At 70.5% G+C, this 17,910-nt stretch carries 15 protein-coding genes and 1 pseudogene; 12 read left to right on the forward strand and 4 right to left on the reverse strand.

What is annotated here, in order from left to right:
• The 3 genes and pseudogenes from EF918_RS37705 to EF918_RS19945 form a co-directional block, all read left to right on the forward strand.
• Window positions 1-218: pseudogene (locus EF918_RS37705) on the forward strand (type VII secretion-associated serine protease mycosin); the annotation flags it as partial.
• 129 nt (window positions 219-347) lie between these two features.
• Window positions 348-662, forward strand: a complete 315-nt coding sequence (locus tag EF918_RS19940; protein ID WP_125648169.1) for a WXG100 family type VII secretion target — start codon at window positions 348-350, stop codon at window positions 660-662.
• A 44-nt stretch (window positions 663-706) separates the two neighbouring features.
• Window positions 707-997 carry a WXG100 family type VII secretion target gene (locus tag EF918_RS19945; RefSeq protein ID WP_125648172.1) on the forward strand — a complete coding sequence of 97 codons (291 nt, stop codon included), beginning with the start codon at window positions 707-709 and terminating at the stop codon, window positions 995-997.
• 75 nt (window positions 998-1,072) lie between these two features.
• Here EF918_RS19945 and EF918_RS19950 read toward each other — a convergent pair whose 3' ends face one another.
• Both EF918_RS19950 and eccCa read right to left on the reverse strand, forming a co-directional pair.
• A complete protein-coding gene (locus EF918_RS19950) occupies window positions 1,073-1,318 on the reverse strand; it encodes a DUF397 domain-containing protein (protein ID WP_125648175.1) in 246 nt (81 codons plus the stop codon).
• 94 nt (window positions 1,319-1,412) lie between these two features.
• Complete coding sequence (eccCa, locus tag EF918_RS19955) at window positions 1,413-5,366, reverse strand: type VII secretion protein EccCa (RefSeq protein ID WP_125648178.1); 3,954 nt, start codon at window positions 5,364-5,366, stop codon at window positions 1,413-1,415.
• Window positions 5,367-5,588: 222 nt separating this feature from the next.
• On the opposite strand from eccCa, the gene eccD reads away from it, so the two are divergent.
• The 6 genes from eccD (at window position 5,589) to EF918_RS19985 (ending at window position 12,713) form a co-directional block, all read left to right on the forward strand.
• Window positions 5,589-7,088 carry a type VII secretion integral membrane protein EccD gene (gene eccD, locus EF918_RS19960; protein WP_125648181.1) on the forward strand — a complete coding sequence of 500 codons (1,500 nt, stop codon included), beginning with the start codon at window positions 5,589-5,591 and terminating at the stop codon, window positions 7,086-7,088.
• Window positions 7,089-7,275: 187 nt separating this feature from the next.
• On the forward strand, window positions 7,276-7,563 hold the full coding sequence (gene rpsO / locus EF918_RS19965) for a 30S ribosomal protein S15 (RefSeq protein WP_125648184.1): 288 nt from the start codon (window positions 7,276-7,278) through the stop codon (window positions 7,561-7,563).
• 297 nt (window positions 7,564-7,860) lie between these two features.
• Window positions 7,861-10,083, forward strand: coding sequence for a polyribonucleotide nucleotidyltransferase (locus EF918_RS19970; protein WP_125648212.1), 2,223 nt, complete (start codon window positions 7,861-7,863; stop codon window positions 10,081-10,083).
• Window positions 10,080-11,459 carry a pitrilysin family protein gene (locus EF918_RS19975; RefSeq protein WP_125648187.1) on the forward strand — a complete coding sequence of 460 codons (1,380 nt, stop codon included), beginning with the start codon at window positions 10,080-10,082 and terminating at the stop codon, window positions 11,457-11,459. The genes EF918_RS19970 and EF918_RS19975 overlap by 4 nt, the downstream gene beginning before the upstream one ends.
• Window positions 11,460-11,494: 35 nt before the next feature.
• A complete protein-coding gene (gene dapB, locus EF918_RS19980; RefSeq protein ID WP_125648190.1) occupies window positions 11,495-12,250 on the forward strand; it encodes a 4-hydroxy-tetrahydrodipicolinate reductase in 756 nt (251 codons plus the stop codon).
• Between the two features lie 10 nt (window positions 12,251-12,260).
• Window positions 12,261-12,713, forward strand: a complete 453-nt coding sequence (locus EF918_RS19985) for a hypothetical protein (protein ID WP_125648193.1) — start codon at window positions 12,261-12,263, stop codon at window positions 12,711-12,713.
• Window positions 12,714-12,771: 58 nt separating this feature from the next.
• Here EF918_RS19985 and EF918_RS19990 read toward each other — a convergent pair whose 3' ends face one another.
• Both EF918_RS19990 and EF918_RS19995 read right to left on the reverse strand, forming a co-directional pair.
• Window positions 12,772-13,350, reverse strand: a complete 579-nt coding sequence (locus EF918_RS19990) for a PH domain-containing protein (protein WP_125648196.1) — start codon at window positions 13,348-13,350, stop codon at window positions 12,772-12,774.
• 49 nt (window positions 13,351-13,399) lie between these two features.
• Window positions 13,400-13,639: a hypothetical protein gene (locus tag EF918_RS19995; RefSeq protein ID WP_125648215.1), complete on the reverse strand. Its 240-nt coding sequence runs from the start codon at window positions 13,637-13,639 to the stop codon at window positions 13,400-13,402.
• A gap of 212 nt (window positions 13,640-13,851) precedes the next feature.
• Between EF918_RS19995 and thyX the strand changes: the two genes are divergently transcribed.
• The 3 genes from thyX (at window position 13,852) to EF918_RS20010 (ending at window position 17,533) form a co-directional block, all read left to right on the forward strand.
• On the forward strand, window positions 13,852-14,589 hold the full coding sequence (gene thyX / locus EF918_RS20000; protein WP_125648199.1) for an FAD-dependent thymidylate synthase: 738 nt from the start codon (window positions 13,852-13,854) through the stop codon (window positions 14,587-14,589).
• 244 nt (window positions 14,590-14,833) lie between these two features.
• Window positions 14,834-15,733 (forward strand): 4-hydroxy-tetrahydrodipicolinate synthase, encoded by a 900-nt coding sequence (gene dapA, locus EF918_RS20005; RefSeq protein ID WP_125648203.1) that lies wholly within the window; start codon window positions 14,834-14,836, stop codon window positions 15,731-15,733.
• A gap of 114 nt (window positions 15,734-15,847) precedes the next feature.
• Complete coding sequence (locus EF918_RS20010; protein WP_125648206.1) at window positions 15,848-17,533, forward strand: ribonuclease J; 1,686 nt, start codon at window positions 15,848-15,850, stop codon at window positions 17,531-17,533.
• The last annotated feature ends 377 nt before the right edge of the window (window positions 17,534-17,910 follow it).

The raw sequence follows: 17,910 nt of genomic DNA on the forward strand, positions 1-17,910 counted from the left end.
CTCCTGCGCGGTCTCGCTCAGGGCCAGCGGGGCCGGCCGCGGCCCCCGAGCCGGCCCCGCTGGCCCTGAGCGAGACCGCGCAGGAGCGCCAGGAACGGCTCGGCACGTACGCTGTGGGGATCGGCGCCGTCCTGATCGCCGTGATCGCCGGGACGGCCGTCGTCGCCCGCGAGGCGCACCGCCGCAGGCGGCGGACCGGGGGAGAGCGGCGGCCCTGAAACGGGGAGGGGTTTGCAGACCGTGAACGCACGCCACGCACAGGGTGAATTGTTGGGCCTGTCGTATGAAGTGGCTAAAGTGTCCGTGGACTTCACGAGTGTGATGACGGGAGAGAACCGACGATGGCGATGAACCTTCAAGTTGACGACCAGAAGAAGGTAAAGCTCGCGGGGGAGATCAACACGTACCACACGGAGCTCTCCAGCCGCATCGGCAAGCTGAACGACGTCGTCGACCGCATCCAGGCCGGCTGGAAGGGCGCCGCCGGCAAGGAGTTCGACGTGCTCCAGCGCGGAGTCAACGAGAACCTCAAGAAGATCAAGGACCGGCTCATGGACCTCGAAGAGGCCATGCGCATGAGCGTCCAGGGCTTCAACGCCGAGGAAGAGCAGCGCATCGCCGAGATCCGCAAGGTCAACAGCAGCGCCATCCTCGACATCTGACGCTCGCGCAGCGGCAGTACCACCACAACGGGAGGAAGACAGCGATGTCTCTCGCAGTCAACTACGACACCGTCTCGACCGCCGCGTCGGACGTCCGCGCGACCAGCACGACCCTCACCCAGCAGCTGGAGACGCTGATGGGCAAGGTCAAGGACGTCACGTCGAGCTGGGAGGGTGAGGCGAAGACCGCCTACGAGGAGATCCAGCGGACGGTCTCCACCAACATGGCCGAGATGAACCAGAAGCTCGGCCAGATCGCGACCCTCCTGGACCAGTCGCTCGTCGGCTACCAGGACACCGACAAGGGCAACGCCGCCCGCTTCCGGATGGTCTGAGCCACCCGCACCCTCACACGCGAAAGGGGCCCGCGCACGTCGTCCGTGCGCGGGCCCCTTCGCATGTGCGAGGCCTCAGGTGAGGTCGAACTCGCCGTCGCGCGCGCCCAGGACGAACGCCCGCCACTCCGCCTCGGTGTACCGCAGCACGGTGTCCGGGTCCAGCGAGGACCGCATCGCCACCGCCCCACCGGGCAGCTTGGCGATCTCGACCCGCTCCTCGTGCGCCTCCGTGCCCGGGGCGCCGGTCCACTCCACGCCCGAGATGTCCAGGGCGTAGAGCTCGTCCTTCTCGCGCTCGCGGTCGCGTGCGTCAGCCATGTGCGGGAGTCCCTTCGGCGGAGCGGTCGTACGAACTGCTGGTCCCGGCATCGTACGTCCGCCCCGCCCACCGCGTCAGGCGGTCACCGCACCGTCACCGGTCCGGGAGCCAGCCCAGCTGGACCAGCGGCGTGCCCCGCTTGCGCGAGACGAACGTGCCCCGGCCGGGCGGCATCGGACGCGCCCGCACGTTGCCGAGGATGTCGCCCTCGTTGCGGTCGCCGGACAGCACCACGCCCTGCGCGCCCAGCTCCTTGACCCGCTGCAGGAACGGCTCGTACGCCGCCCGCGAGGCCCCCGCGGCGCTGCGCGCCACGATGAACCGGATGCCCACGTCCCGTGCGAACGGCAGGTGCTCCACCAGCTGCGACAGCGGCTGCGAGGAACTGGTCGACACCAGCTCGTAGTCGTCGATGATCACGAACAGGTCCGGGCCGGTCCACCAGCTGCGGTCGCGCAGCTGCTGCGGGGTGATGTCCGGCCCCGGCGCCCGCTTGGCCATGACCGAGGCCACCGCCTCCATGTGCATGTCCATCGCCGAGGACATCGGCGCGTACTCCAGCAGGTGCGAGGAGGGCACCGCCTCCAGCATCGTGCGCCGGTAGTCACCCACCACGATCCGCGCCTGCTCCGGCGTGTACCGCTCGGTGATCTGCTTCGCGATCAGCCGCAGCAGCGCCGTCTTGCCCGACTCGCTCTCGCCGAACACCAGGAAGAACGGGTCGCTGTCGAAGTCGACGAACACCGGCTCCAGGTTCGTCTCGTCGATGCCGATCGCGATGCCGTGCTGCGGGTACTCGAAGCCCTTCGGCAGCCGGTCCGCCTCCAGCTTGCGCGGCAGCAGCCGCACCGCCGGCGCCCCCGGCCCCGACCAGTTGGTCCGCACCGACTCCACGAACGCCGCGGTCGCCTCCGACAGGCCCTCGGCCCCCGAACGCCCGTCGACGCGCGGCAGCGAGGACATGAAGTGCAGCTTCTCCGGCACCTGGCCACGGCCCGGCGCACCCGGAGGCACGTTGGCCGCGACCTTGCGGTCGAACTCGGAGTCCATGACGTCACCCAGCCGCAGCTCCAGCCGGCCCAGGATCTGGTCCTTCAGGGCCGCCCGCACCTCCATGTACCGGGAGGCGGTCAGCACCACGTGGATGCCGTAGCCCAGACCCCGGGCGGCGATGTCCGCGACCACCAGCTCCAGCTGGTCGTAGTCGTTCTTGAACTGCCCCCAGCCGTCCACGATCAGGAAGACGTCGCCGAACACCTCGCCCGCCAGGTCACCGGAGGCCCGGCGCCGCCGGTAGGTGCCGATGGAGTCGATGGAATGGGCGCGGAAGAACTCCTCGCGCCGGTTCAGCACGCCCGCGACCTCCGCGACCGTACGCCGCACCCGCTCCGGGTCCAGCCGCGAGGCCACCCCGCCCACGTGCGGCAGGTCCTGGATCGCGGACAGACCGCCACCACCGAAGTCCAGCGCGTAGAACTGCACCTCGCGCGGGGTGTGGGTGAGGGCGAACGACGACACCAGCGTCCGCATCAGCGTCGACTTGCCCGACTGCGGGCCCCCGACCACCAGCAGATGGCCGGCCGCACCCGAGAAGTCCCGGTACAGCACCTCGCGCCGCTGCTCGAACGGCTTGTCGATGAGCCCCAGCGGCACGACCAGGCCGCCCGGCCGGGTGTACCCCTCCGCGTGCAGCCCCCGCTCCGCCGACGGCGCCAGCGCCGGCAGCAGCTGGTCCAGCGGCGGCGCCTGGTCCAGCGGCGGCAGCCACACCTGGTGGGCGGGCACGCCCTGCCCCTCCAGCCGGCCCACGATCACGTCCAGCACGGTGTCGGCCAGCGCGTCGTCCTCCCGGCCCGCCTGCGCGGCCAGGTACGCCGGGTCCGGAGCCGCGTACACCACCGGCACCGGATTGGCCGTGAACAGCGCGGGCCTGCGCTCCACCGGGAACTGCCCCACCGACAGGTCCGGCCCCCCCGAGCGGTACACGCCCGAGACGTACGCCGCCTTGAACCGCGTCATCTCGTCCGTACCGAACTTCAGATAGCCCGAACCCGGCACCGACGGCAGGTGGTAGGCGTCCGGCACACCGATCGCCGTGCGCGACTCCGCCGCGGAGAACGTCCGCAGACCGATCCGGTACGACAGGTACGTGTCCAGGCCGCGCAGCTTGCCCTCCTCCAGCCGCTGCGAGGCCAGCAGCAGGTGCACGCCCAGCGACCGGCCGATCCGGCCGATCTGGATGAACATGTCGATGAAGTCGGGCTTGGCGGTCAGCAGCTCGGAGAACTCGTCGATGACGATGACCAGCGAGGCCAGCGGCTCCAGCGGGGCACCGGCCGCGCGCGCCTTCTCGTAGTCGTGGATGTTGGCGTAGTTGCCCGCCGCCCGCAGCAGCTCCTGCCGGCGCTGGAGCTCACCGCGGATGGAGTCGCCCATGCGGTCCACCAGCGTCAGGTCGTCCGCCAGGTTGGTGATCACCGCCGCGACGTGCGGCATCGTGCCCATCCCGGTGAACGTCGCACCACCCTTGAAGTCCGCCAGCACGAAGTTGAGCGTCTCCGAGGTGTGCGTGACCGCCAGGCCCAGCACCAGCGTGCGCAGCAGCTCCGACTTGCCCGAACCGGTCGCGCCCACGCACAGACCGTGCGGGCCCATGCCCTCCTGCGCGGCCTCCTTCAGGTCCAGCATGACCGGCGAGCCGTCCTCGCCCACACCGATCGGCACCCGCAGCCGCTCACCGGCCGACCGGGGCCGCCAGGTACGGGCCACGTCGATGGACGCGGCGTCGCCCAGGTTCAGCAGGTCCGTGAAGTCCAGGTTCGCCAGCAGCGGCTCGTCCTCGTCGCCCCCGCCCGTGCGCAGCGGCGCGAGCTGGCGGGCCAGCGCCTCGGCCGCCGGCAGCGACAGCACGTCCGGCACGCCCTCGTAGGCGATGCCCGCGCCGGACTCCAGCCGCAGCGCGTCCGGCGCCACCACGACCGACAGCCCCCCGCGCGGCTCGTCCAGCTCACCGGCGACCACCTCGATGATGGTCACGCCCTGCAGGCCCTCGGCCGCCGCGAACAGCGAGTCCGGCGGCACCATCCCGCCGTCCAGCACCACCACCACGTGCGGCTGGTCCAGCAGCGGGGTCACGTCCCGGCTGAACCGCGGCCGGCCCTCCAGCCGCGAGGCCAGCAGCTGCTCCACCTCGCCGAGGTCGTCACTGAACAGCCGCTTGGTGCCCGCCCCGTCGACCTGGCCGGGCACCTGCGTGTGCGGCAGCCACTTCACCCAGTCCCAGGACGCCACCGCGCCCGGCGCGGCCACCACGGCCACCATCAGGTCCTCGGGGGAGTGCAGCGTCGCCAGCTGCGCCACCATCGCCCGCGCCGCACCGCGCACCGCCTCCGGCTCACCGGAGACCGTCACGTGGTAGAACGCCCGCATCGAGACCGCCATCGGCAGCCCGTCCAGCGAGGAGTGGATCTTCAGGAAGCGCTGCATCGCACCCGCCGTCAGCGGCTCCAGCTCGTCCACCGGTGCCGTGTCCGGCGCCACCAGCGGAGTGGCCAGCCGCTGCGCGCCCAGCCCCAGCCGGGCCTGCCCGAAGTCCTCGTCGCCGACCCGCCGTTCCCACAGCCGCGAACCCTCGGCCACCACCGACCACAACTGCTCGGGCGCCGGGTGCAGGTACAGCTGCGCGTCCCGCTGGGCCCGCGCGGTACGCCGGACCTGACGGCGGGTCTGCGCCAGGTATTTGAGGTAGTCCCTGCGCACATCGGCCATTTGCCCCTGCGTACCCTTGCGGTACCGCATGATCTGGGCCACGGCCATCGCCACCGTCGACACCAGCATCAGCACACCCATGATGCGCATGAACGACGGCACGTTCGGCATGAAGAAGAACACCACCGACGAGCCCATGCCGAGCATCGGCAGGAGCTGCATCGCCATGCCTTCCTGCTGCCCGCGCGGCAGCTCCGGAGGAGCTTCCAGCCGGAGCTCGTCCGAAGGGACTTCGGGCGGCAGGGCGCGCGGCGGGCGTTTGACGACGATCTGGCTCACCGGAGCATCAATCCCTCGAATGCGGACGGGACGACGCTGGCCGCCGGCCCCAAGTCCCGGACACGGCAGGGGCTCTCCCCCCACGAAGTGGTGATCCTACTTGCCGATGTTCCCCCGCACTCCCGGTAGGGTGGCCCGCGCACCGGGTCCCGTACCGTGCGCATCCGCGAATCAACCGCGAACCAACCGCCGAGCAGGGCACCAACCAGGGGGGTCACACAGGTGAGTACGGCCGCATCGACGGGTTTCTGCAGGGTCACCGTCGTGGCCCCGGACAGCCGCATCGACGTCGCGCTCCCCGAGGACATCGCCGTCGCCGACGTCTATCCGGAGCTGCTGCGCCTGACCGGGCAGACCCAGCCCGTCGGCACCCCGACCGGCTTCCACCTCGTGCGCCGCGACGGCACCGTCCTCGACGGCTCGCGCACCCTGGCCGCCCAGCAGGTCCTCGACGGCGAGGTGCTCAGCCTGCGCCCGTTCGCCGAGTCCCTGCCGCCCGCCGTCTTCGACGACGTCTCCGACGCCGTCGCCGCGGCCGTCGTACGCGACCGGCACCGCTGGAGCGACGACATGCTCCGCGGCGCCGGCCTGGTCGGGGCGGTGCTGCTGTTCGTGCTCATGGGCTTCGTGCTGTGGTTCGCCGACCCGATCCGCCACGACATGCACGGCCTGCCCGGCGTCATCGCCGGCGCCGCCGGCCTGCTGCTCACCGCCGCCGCCGGCGTACGCGCCCGGGTCTACCGGGACCGGGCCTCGGCCGTGGCCCTGGGCCTGGGCGCCCTGCCCCTGCTGCTGATCGCCGGCTCCGGCATCGTCGCCCCGGCCGCCGGTGAAGGACCGGGCCGGCTGCAGTTCCTGCTCGGCTGCGTCTGCGTACTGGTCGCCTCCGTCGCCCTGGTCGCGCTCACCCCCAGCGGTGACGCCCCCTTCGTCGCGGCCACCTTCCTCGCCACCACCGGCACCCTCGCCACCTTCGTGGCGATCGCCACCGGCGCGAGCGCCACCGGCACCGCCGCGGTCTGTGCCCCCGTCGCCATCGGCCTGGTCGCGTTCCTGCCCGGCCTGTCCGCCCGCTTCGCCCGGCTGCCCATCGGCTACGCCGCCCCGCAGAGCTCCGTCGAGGGCTACGAGACCCCGGACCGCTACGAGACCGACGCATACGGCGACCCGGCCGACAGCCCCGAGCCCGCCGCCCCGCTGGACGCCGAGCTCATCGCCGCCCAGGCCCGCCGCGGCCACGAGATGCTGCTCGGCCTCGTCGGCGGCTCCGCCGCGGTCGTCGTCGGCTCCGCCGCCGTCCTCGGCTTCTCCGACAACACCTGGGGCAAGCTGCTCGCCCTGGCCACCGGCCTGGCCATGCTGCTGCGCGCCCGGCTCTTCCGCTACACCGCCCAGGTCGTCTGCGCCCTGGTCGCCGGTCTGGCCGCCGTCGGGCTGCTGATCCTCGGCCTGTCCCTGAACCCGCCCGCCGACCTCCTCTTCGAGCTGGCCAAGTACGGCGACCGCGGCGGCCTGGACCTCCGTACCATCTGGCTGTCCGCCGCCGTCGCCGCCGGCGCCGCCCTCCTCGCCGGTATTGCGCTGGTCATCCCCCGCAAGGGTCTGTCACCCTTCTGGGGCAGGCTGCTCGACCTCACCGAGGCCGCCGTGCTGCTCAGCCTGGTCCCGCTGTGCCTGGCCGTCCTGGACGTCTACTCCCGGGCCCGGTCGCTCACGGGCTGAGACGGCCCGGCGTGCGGCCTGGTACGCTGTGTGACGGCCGTCTGTGCACGCGCGCCCCCGGAGCCCCCGAAGGCCCCGACGCGGCGCCCACGCCACCAGGCGGGCCCGCCTCCCGAGTAACGGAAGCTCCCCAGAGAAGCAGACCTGGGGCACTCGGTGGCCCACGAAACACCACGAAGGAGTACGCGTGTCGCTCGACGCCGCTACGAAGAAGCAGATCATGGCCGACTTCGGTACCAAGGAGGGCGACACCGGCTCCCCCGAGGTCCAGGTCGCGCTGCTCTCCCGCCGTATCTCGGACCTGACCGAGCACCTGAAGTCCCACAAGCACGACCACCACTCCCGCCGTGGTCTGCTGATCCTGGTCGGTCAGCGTCGCCGCCTGCTGCAGTACCTGGCCAAGAAGGACATCCAGCGCTTCCGTACGCTGGTCGACCGCCTCGGCATCCGCCGCGGTGCGGCCGGCGCCAAGTAAGACGCCGTGAAGGGAGCGGTTCCCACTCTTAGGGGACCGCTCCCTTTGCTGTACGTGCGGGACGTACCGGACGCTTTGTAGTCTGGTTCACAGCGCGTACCGCCTGAGCACAACTGAAGAGGAGGAGCGCCCTCCCATCGCACGCCGGTCCTCGGTAGTGGTACCCGGAGAGCCCGTCGGGGCGTCGTACCGGGTACTTCGATCGAAGACCGGCCCGCACGCAAGGAAGCGCTTCTCCGCCACCGTCCTCCACCACACGGGTGGCGGACGGAGACGACGAAAATGGAGAAAACGCTAGTGGAGAACGAGACCCACTACGCCGAGGCCGTCATCGACAACGGCTCCTTCGGCACCCGCACCATCCGCTTCGAGACGGGCCGCCTGGCCCGCCAGGCCGCCGGCTCCGCCGTCGCGTACCTGGACGACGACACGATGGTCCTCTCCGCGACCACCGCGTCGAAGAAGCCCAAGGACCAGCTCGACTTCTTCCCCCTGACGGTGGACGTCGAGGAGCGGATGTACGCGGCCGGCAAGATCCCCGGCTCCTTCTTCCGCCGGGAGGGCCGCCCCTCCGAGGACGCGATCCTCACCTGCCGCCTGATCGACCGCCCGCTGCGCCCGTCCTTCAAGAAGGGCCTGCGCAACGAGATCCAGGTCGTCGCCACGATCATGGCGCTCAACCCCGACCACCTGTACGACGTCATCGCGATCAACGCCGCGTCCGCGTCCACCCAGCTGGCCGGCCTGCCCTTCTCCGGCCCGATCGGCGGCGTCCGCGTCGCGCTGATCAGGGGCCAGTGGGTCGCGTTCCCGACGCACACCGAGCTCGAGGACGCCGTCTTCGACATGGTCGTCGCGGGCCGCACCCTGGAGGACGGCGACGTCGCGATCATGATGGTCGAGGCCGAGGCCACCGAGCAGACCATCCAGCTCGTCAAGGGCGGCGCCGAGGCGCCGACCGAGGAGGTCGTCGCCGCCGGCCTCGAGGCCGCGAAGCCGTTCATCAAGGTCCTGTGCAAGGCCCAGGCCGACCTCGCCTCCAAGGCCGCCAAGCCCACCGGCGAGTTCCCGGTCTTCCTGGACTACCAGGACGACGTCTACGCCGCCCTGTCCGACGCCGTCCGCGGCGAGCTGGCCCAGGCGCTGACCATCGGTGGCAAGCAGGAGCGCGAGGCCGAGCTCGACCGCGTCAAGGAGCTCGCCGCCGAGAAGCTCCTCCCGGCCTTCGAGGGCCGCGAGAAGGAGATCTCCGCCGCCTACCGCAGCCTGACCAAGGCCCTGGTGCGCGAGCGCGTCATCAAGGACAAGGTCCGCATCGACGGCCGTGGCGTCACGGACATCCGTACGCTCGCCGCCGAGGTCGAGGCCATCCCGCGGGTCCACGGCTCCGCCCTGTTCGAGCGTGGCGAGACCCAGATCCTGGGCATCACCACCCTGAACATGCTCCGCATGGAGCAGCAGCTGGACACCCTCTCCCCGGTGACCCGCAAGCGCTACATGCACAACTACAACTTCCCGCCGTACTCCACCGGCGAGACCGGCCGCGTCGGCTCCCCCAAGCGCCGCGAGATCGGCCACGGCGCCCTCGCCGAGCGCGCCCTGGTGCCGGTCCTGCCGACCCGCGAGGAGTTCCCCTACGCGATCCGTCAGGTGTCCGAGGCCCTCGGCTCCAACGGCTCGACCTCCATGGGCTCGGTCTGCGCCTCCACCATGTCGCTGCTGAACGCCGGTGTGCCGCTGAAGGCCCCCGTCGCCGGTATCGCCATGGGCCTGATCTCCCAGGAGATCGACGGCGAGACCCACTACGTCACCCTCACCGACATCCTCGGTGCGGAGGACGCCTTCGGCGACATGGACTTCAAGGTCGCCGGCACCAAGGAGTTCGTCACCGCCCTCCAGCTCGACACCAAGCTGGACGGCATCCCGGCCTCCGTCCTGGCCGCGGCCCTCAAGCAGGCCCGCGACGCCCGCCTCCACATCCTCGACGTGATGATGGAAGCGATCGACACCCCGGACGAGATGTCCCCCAACGCCCCGCGGATCATCACCGTCAAGATCCCCGTGGACAAGATCGGCGAGGTCATCGGCCCCAAGGGCAAGATGATCAACCAGATCCAGGAGGACACCGGCGCCGAGATCACGATCGAGGACGACGGCACCATCTACATCGGTGCCGCCGACGGCCCGGCCGCCGAGGCCGCCCGCGCCACGATCAACGGCATCGCCAACCCGACCATGCCGGAGGTCGGCGAGCGCTACCTGGGCACGGTCGTCAAGACCACCACCTTCGGTGCCTTCGTCTCCCTGCTCCCGGGCAAGGACGGCCTGCTGCACATCTCGCAGATCCGCAAGCTCGCCGGTGGCAAGCGCGTGGAGAACGTCGAGGACGTGCTCGCGGTCGGCACCAAGGTCCAGGTCGAGATCGCCGAGATCGACCAGCGCGGCAAGCTCTCCCTGATCCCCGTGATCGAGGGCGAGGACGCCGCCGACGACGAGAACAAGGACGACTCCGACAAGTGACGTCGCGTAGTTCCCGTGTGACGGCCCGCCCCTCCTCCGAGGGGCGGGCCGTCGCCCGTACCCAAACCCTGCTCAAGGGCGAGAACGGCATCGGCACCGTCCGGCGCACCGTCCTGCCCGGCGGACTGCGCGTCGTCACCGAGACGCTGCCCTCCGTCCGCTCCGCCACCTTCGGCATCTGGGCCCACGTCGGCTCCCGCGACGAGACGCCCACGCTGAACGGCGCCACGCACTATCTCGAGCACCTCCTGTTCAAGGGCACCCGGAAGCGGTCCGCCCTCGACATCTCCGCCGCCCTCGACGCGGTCGGCGGCGAGATGAACGCCTTCACGGCCAAGGAGTACACCTGCTACTACGCACGGGTGCTCGACACCGACCTGCCGCTGGCCATCGACGTGGTCTGCGACATGCTCACCGGCTCGCTGATCCTCGAGTCCGACGTCGACGCCGAGCGCGGCGTCATCCTCGAAGAGATCGCGATGACCGAGGACGACCCGGGCGACATGGTGCACGACCTGTTCGCGCAGACCATGTTCGGCGACAGCCCGCTGGGCCGTCCCGTCCTCGGCACGGTCGACACGATCAACGCGCTCACCCGCGACCAGATCGCCCGCTTCTACCGCAAGCACTACGACCCCCGCCACCTGGTCGTCGCCGCCGCCGGCAACGTCGACCACGCCAAGGTCGTCCGCCAGGTCCGCGCCGCCTTCGACAAGGCCGGCGCCCTGACCCGGGTCGACGCCGAGCCGGTCGGCCCGCGCGGCGGCACCAAGCGGATCCGCACCGCCGGCCGCGTGGACCTCGTCAACCGCAAGACCGAGCAGGCCCACGTGGTCCTCGGCATGCCCGGCCTGGCCCGCACCGACGAGCGCCGCTGGGCGCTGGGCGTGCTGAACACCGCCCTCGGCGGCGGCATGTCCTCCCGGCTCTTCCAGGAGGTCCGCGAGAAGCGCGGCCTGGCCTACAGCGTGTACTCGTACACCTCGGGCTTCGCCGACACCGGCCTGTTCGGCGTCTACGCCGGCTGCCGCCCGAGCCAGGTGCACGACGTGCTCGCCATCTGCCGCGAGGAGCTGCACAAGGTGGCCTCCGAAGGACTGACCGAGGAGGAGATCCGCCGCGCGGTCGGCCAGCTCTCCGGCTCGACCGTCCTGGGCCTGGAGGACACCGGCGCGCTGATGAACCGCATCGGCAAGAGCGAGCTCTGCTGGGGCGCCCAGATGTCCGTGGACGAGATGCTCACCCGCATCGCCTCGGTCACCCCGGACGACGTCCGGGCGGTCGCCCAGGATGTACTGGCCCAGCGACCCTCCCTGTCGGTGATAGGCCCGCTCAAGGAGAAGCAGGCCGCCCGGCTCGACGAGGCCGTCGCCTAGTCCGACGTACGTACGCCCGTAAGGAAGCGAAGAACATGAGCAAGCTGCGCGTGGCAGTCCTCGGGGCCCAGGGCCGGATCGGCTCCGAGGCCGTCAAGGCGGTCGAGGCCGCCGAGGACATGGAACTGGTGGCGGCGCTGTCCCGCGGGGACAAGCTGGAGACCCTGGCCGAGACCGGGGCCCAGGTCGCCGTCGAGCTGACCACCCCCGCCTCGGTCATGGGCAACCTCGACTTCTGCGTGCGCCACGGCATCCACGCGGTGGTCGGCACCACCGGCTGGACCGAGGACCGCCTCGCGCAGCTGGGCACCTGGCTCTCCGCCTCCCCGGAGACCGGTGTGCTCATCGCGCCGAACTTCTCCATCGGCGCCGTGCTCACCATGCAGTTCGCCGCCCGGGCGGCCCGCTACTTCGAGTCCGTCGAGGTCGTCGAGCTGCACCACCCGAACAAGGTCGACGCCCCCTCCGGCACCGCCACCCGCACCGCCCAGCTGATCGCCGAGGCCCGGACGAAGGCAGGCTGCGCCCCGCAGCCCGACGCCACGGCCACCGCCCTCGACGGCGCCCGCGGGGCGAACGTGGACGGCGTCCCGGTGCACGCGGTCCGCCTGCGCGGCCTGCTGGCCCACCAGGAGGTGCTCCTCGGCGGCGAGGGGGAGACCCTGACCATCCGCCACGACTCCCTGCACCACAGCAGCTTCATGCCGGGCATCCTGCTCGGCGTGCGACGCGTGGTGTCCACCCCGGGCCTGACCTTCGGCCTGGAACACTTCCTCGACCTCGACCGGTAAGCGAAGACCCATGCGCGCGAAGCTGATCTATTTCGTCACGGCAGCCGTCCTGGCCCTCTATTTCGTGCTGGCCGGCGGCCGCGGCATCGCGCTCATCCGCATCGGCACCCCGCTGACCGTCACCTTCGGCGTGGCGGTGCTGATCCTGCCGGTCATCGGCGTGTGGTTCCTGTGGCAGAACACCCGCTTCGTCACCAAGGCCCACCAGCTCTCCACCGAGCTGGAGGCCGAGGGCGGGCTGCCCGTGGACGAGCTGGAGCGCGACCAGTACGGCCGGATCCTGCGGGACTCCGCCGACGAGGTGTTCGCGCGCCGCAAGGCCGAGACCGAGGCGGCGCCGGGCGACTGGCGCACCTGGTTCCGCCTCGCCGTCGCCTACCACGACGCCCGCGACACCCCGCGGGCGCGCAAGGCCATGCAGCGGGCCATCGCCCTGCACGAGAAGAAGCCCGTCGGGGTCTGATCCCCGTACGGGCTCCTCGAACGCGCGGGGGCGGTGGCCACCGGCCACCGCCCCCGGCTCATGCCACGGCCGGGGTCCGGTGCTCGTCCGCCCACCCCTGGACGGTCTCGGCGGCCCGGTCGAAGGCCTCCGGGCGGGACAGGAAATCGGTGTTGTGGTCGGTCAGGAGCACCAGCGGCTCGCCACCGCCCCGGACCGAGGCGACCAGTGCCTGTCCCTGCACCGTCCTCGGCAGCCCCATCCAGCGCACCGGCTGCTGCGCCGTGCGGACCTCCACCACGTCCTGCCAGGGCACCGTACGCGAGCTCAGCACGGTCATCCGGCGCAGCCCCGTACGGTGCACCCGGACGCCCGAGGCCAGCAGCCGCAACGTTCCGCCGATCACGGTCAGGGCCGTGACCAGGCAGACCGACGCGGCCGCCCACGCGCCCGCGAAGGCGATGATCATGGTGGCGAGCAGCATGAACGAGGAGAGCAGCAGCAGCACCGCCCCGATCCCCACCCGCAACGGGCCGGGCCGGTACGGGCGGCGCCAGCGGTCGGCGTCCTCGTAGGGGAGTGCGTAGTCGCTGCTGTCAGGGCCGTCGGGGTCCTGCGCGTCGCATGCGCTGTCGGCCGTCAGGAAGGGCAGGGGCACGGCTGATCCTCACTCACATGCACATTCGGCTGGGCTGTGCCAGGTGAGACTAGCGCCCCTCGGAGGCCGAGGACTGCTGCGCCTTACCGGGCGACGGGTTCGGCTGCAGTGCGGGCATCCCGAAGAGCAGCGAGCCGACCAGCCCCGCCACCACGGTCATTCCGACCAGGGTACGGGCGGCCAACTGGGACGGGCTCAACCGCTCGCGCGGCGGTGGAGTGACGTTACTGCGGAAGCGGTCGGCCTCGGCGACGAAGGCGAACGGGACGGGTTCGCTCCGGCGGAACATGACGAGCCTCATCTCCTCGGGATGGTGGGCTGATCGGTCGGTCCTCACCTGGGGAGACGAACGAAGATCCCGTTCGGTGCCGTATTCCGTAAGATTCGCCGAATTCCGCCCGCGCCTGTCCTCGGGCCGACGCGCAGTGCCCGCGCGTCGGCCACCCCGTGCGAGCGGACTAGAGTGGTCGCCGCCCAACCCGTACGGACGAGAAGGACCTCGTGAGCGAGACCCCCGACGACCTGAAGCCCACCTTCCGCAGCGACGTAACGGTCGAACTCGTGAAGCACTCGGCCGCGGACACGGACGTGCTGTGGGCCGCCCGGGTCTCCACCGCCGGGGAGCAGTCCCTGGACGAGCTCCAGAAGGATCCCGAGCGCTCCAAGGGCCTGATCAACTACCTGATGCGGGACCGCCACGGCAGCCCCTTCGAGCACAACTCGATGACGTTCTTCATCAGCGCCCCGATCTTCGTCTTCCGCGAGTTCATGCGGCACCGCGTCGGCTGGTCCTACAACGAGGAGTCCGGCCGCTACCGGGAGCTCCAGCCGGTCTTCTACGTCCCGGACGCCGAGCGCAAGCTGGTCCAGGAGGGCCGCCCGGGCAAGTACGTCTTCGTCGAGGGCACCGCCGCCCAGCAGGAGCTGACCGGCCGGGTGATGGAGGACTCCTACCGCCAGGCCTACGAGGCGTACCAGGAGATGCTGGTGGCCGGCGTGGCCCGCGAGGTGGCCCGTGCGGTCCTGCCGGTCGGCCTGTACTCCTCGATGTACGCCACCTGCAACGCCCGCTCGCTCATGCACTTCCTGGGGCTGCGCACCCAGCACGAGCTGGCCAAGGTGCCGTCCTTCCCGCAGCGGGAGATCGAGATGGTCGGCGAGAAGATGGAGCGGCAGTGGGCCGAGCTCATGCCGCTGACGTACGCCGCCTTCAACGCGAACGGCCGCGTCGCCCCGTAGCCGGCGGGCCCGGAAAAGCCCGTGTCGACAGCGCCGGACAGATGTACGGAGCTACAGACCGAAGTGTCCGTATTGCGACGTTTCGTGAAGTTCATCTAGGCTGATCAAACGGACCCGGCACTGCTTGAACCCCCGAGCAGGCAGTGCCGGGATCCAACAATCCGCCGGTCACCGCCGGTGGTGCACCCATGTTGACGTCCCCCGAGGGGACCCCGCGGGCATGGCAGCGAGTAGCGTGTTACCCATGGCTCCGATCTCGACTCCGCAGACCCCCTTCGGGCGGGTCCTCACCGCCATGATCACGCCTTTCACGGCGGATGGCGCACTCGACCTCGACGGCGCGCAGCAGCTCGCCGCCCACCTGGTGGACGCAGGCAACGACGGCCTGATCATCAACGGGACCACCGGCGAGTCCCCCACCACCACCGACGCGGAGAAAAGCGACCTCGTACGAGCCGTGGTGGAGGCGGTCGGCGACCGCGCCCACGTCGTCGCCGGGATCGGCACCAACGACACCCACCACACCCTGGAGCTGGCCCGCGAGGCCGAGCGCGTCGGCGCCCACGGCCTGCTGGCCGTGACCCCGTACTACAACAAGCCCCCGCAGGAGGGCCTCTACCAGCACTTCAAGGCCGTCGCCGACGCCACCGGGCTGCCGGTCATGCTCTACGACATCCCCGGCCGCAGCGGCGTCCCGATCAACACCGAGACGATCGTCCGGCTGGCCGAGCACCCCCGCATCGTCGCCAACAAGGACGCCAAGGGCGACCTCGGCCGCGCCAGCTGGGCCATCGCCCAGAGCGGCCTGGCCTGGTACTCCGGCGACGACATGCTCAACCTGCCGCTGCTGTCCGTCGGCGCCGTCGGCTTCGTCTCCGTCGTCAGCCACGTGGTCACCCCCGACCTGCGCGCCCTGCTGGAGGCCCACCTCGGCGGCGACGTCCACAAGGCCACCGAGATCCACCAGAAGCTGCTCCCGGTCTTCACCGGCATGTTCCGCACCCAGGGCGTCATGACCACCAAGGCCGCCCTGACCCTCCAGGGCCTGCCCGCCGGCCCGCTGCGCCTGCCCCTGGTCGGCCTGACCGACGAGGAGACCGAGCAGCTCAAGATCGATCTTGCCGCCGGCGGGGTACAGCTCTGACACCAGACTTCACAACTGAATAAGCAGATCCACACACAACAACAGCAAGTGCACGAATGTCACGCGCGCCACGTGCCGGAAGGGGTACGTGGCGCGTGTGGTGAGGAGAGTCTTTTGAGCCATCCGCATCCCGAACTCGGCCCGCCGCCGAAGCTGCCGAAGGGTGCGCTGCGCGTCACCCCGCTGGGCGGTCTCGGCGAGATCGGCCGCAACATGACCGTGTTCGAGTTCGACGGGCGACTGCTGATCGTCGACTGCGGCGTCCTCTTCCCCGAGGAGGAGCAGCCCGGCATCGACCTGATCCTGCCCGACTTCTCGTCCATCCGGGACCGCCTGGACCAGGTCGACGGCATCGTCCTGACCCACGGCCACGAGGACCACATCGGCGCCGTCCCCTACCTCCTGCGGGAGAAGCCGGACATCCCGCTGATCGGTTCCAAGCTGACGCTGGCCCTCATCGAGGCCAAGCTCCAGGAGCACCGCATCCGCCCCTACACCCTTGAGGTGAAGGAAGGCGACCGGGAGCAGCTCGGCAACTTCAACTGCGAGTTCATCGCGGTCAACCACTCCATCCCGGACGCCCTGGCCGTCGCCATCCGCACCCCCGCGGGCATGGTCGTCGCCACCGGCGACTTCAAGATGGACCAGCTGCCGATGGACAACCGGCTGACCGACCTGCACGCGTTCGCGCGCCTGAGCGAGGAGGGCATCGACCTCCTCCTGTCGGACTCCACGAACGCCGAGGTCCCGGGCTTCGTCCCGCCCGAGCGCGACATCTCCAACGTCATCCGTGGCGTCTTCGCCGGCGCCCAGAAGCGGATCATCGTCGCGTCGTTCGCCAGCCACGTCCACCGCATCCAGCAGGTCCTGGACGCCGCCCACGAGTACGGCCGCCGGGTCGCCTTCGTCGGCCGCTCCATGGTGCGCAACATGGGCATCGCCCGTGACCTGGGCTACCTCAGCGTGCCCCCGGGCCTGATCGTCGATGTCAAGACCCTCGACGACCTGCCGGACCACGAGGTCGTCCTCGTCTGCACCGGCTCCCAGGGCGAGCCCATGGCGGCCCTGTCCCGCATGGCCAACCGCGACCACCAGATCCGGATCGTGCCCGGCGACACCGTGATCCTGGCGTCGTCCCTGATCCCGGGCAACGAGAACGCGGTCTACCGCGTGATCAACGGCCTGACCCGCTGGGGCGCCAACGTCGTCCACAAGGGCAACGCCAAGGTCCACGTCTCGGGCCACGCCTCGGCCGGCGAGCTGCTGTACTTCTACAACATCTGCCGCCCCAGGAACCTCATGCCGGTCCACGGCGAATGGCGCCACCTGCGCGCCAACGCCGAGCTCGGTGCGATGACCGGTGTCCCCAAGGACCACATCGTCATCGCCGAGGACGGCGTGGTCGTCGACCTGATCGACGGCCGGGCCAAGATCACCGGCAAGGTCCAGGCGGGCTACGTGTACGTCGACGGCCTCTCGGTCGGTGACGTCACCGAGGTGGCGCTCAAGGACCGCCGGATCCTCGGCGACGAGGGCATCATCTCGGTGTTCGTCGTGGTCGACAGCACGACCGGCAAGGTCGTGGGCGGCCCGAACATCAACGCCCGCGGCTCCGGCATCGAGGACTCCGCCTTCACCGCGGTGGTCCCGAAGATCGAGGAAGCGATCGCCAGGGCCGCCGCGGACGGCGTCGCCGAACCCCACCAGCTGCAGCAGCTCATCCGCCGCACGCTGGGCAAATGGGTCTCCGACAGCTACCGCCGACGCCCGATGATCCTCCCGGTCGTGGTCGAGGTCTGACCCTCGCCGCCCCACCGGCACCGGAGCGGGGCCCCCGATTTGCACTCGGGGGCCCCGCTCCAGTACGTTGACGTCTCCGCCTCAAGGGAACACGGCGCACGTCTGTGCCCGAACACCCCCTGAGAGAGTGGAATTCAGACCCTCAGAAATCTGATAGTGTCTGAGCCGCCGGAAAGGGAAACGCGAAGCGAATCCCCGGAAAGCACCGAGGAAATCGGGTCCGGAAAGATCTGATAGAGTCGGAAACGCAAGAACGAAGGAAGCGCCCGGAGGGCCCGGAAACGGGAACGAAGGAAGCGTCCGCACCTTGAGAACTCAACAGCGTGCCAAAAATCAACGCCAGATATGTTGATACCCCGTCTCTCTGGAGACGAGGT

This window comes from Streptomyces sp. WAC06614 (assembly GCF_003949795.1).
Taxonomy (GTDB): Bacteria; Actinomycetota; Actinomycetes; order Streptomycetales; family Streptomycetaceae; genus Streptomyces.

Bases quoted from the DNA above. Each gene is read 5' to 3' on its own strand.
- dapB (WP_125648190.1), top strand. From the start codon at position 11,495: ATGAGCAAGCTGCGCGTGGCAGTCCTCGGGGCCCAGGGCCGGATCGGC.
- EF918_RS19940 (WP_125648169.1), top strand. From the start codon at position 348: ATGAACCTTCAAGTTGACGACCAGAAGAAGGTAAAGCTCGCGGGGGAG.
- EF918_RS19950 (WP_125648175.1), bottom strand. From the start codon at position 1,318: ATGGCTGACGCACGCGACCGCGAGCGCGAGAAGGACGAGCTCTACGCC.
- EF918_RS19985 (WP_125648193.1), top strand. From the start codon at position 12,261: ATGCGCGCGAAGCTGATCTATTTCGTCACGGCAGCCGTCCTGGCCCTC.
- EF918_RS19945 (WP_125648172.1), top strand. From the start codon at position 707: ATGTCTCTCGCAGTCAACTACGACACCGTCTCGACCGCCGCGTCGGAC.
- EF918_RS19995 (WP_125648215.1), bottom strand. From the start codon at position 13,639: ATGTTCCGCCGGAGCGAACCCGTCCCGTTCGCCTTCGTCGCCGAGGCC.
- dapA (WP_125648203.1), top strand. From the start codon at position 14,834: ATGGCTCCGATCTCGACTCCGCAGACCCCCTTCGGGCGGGTCCTCACC.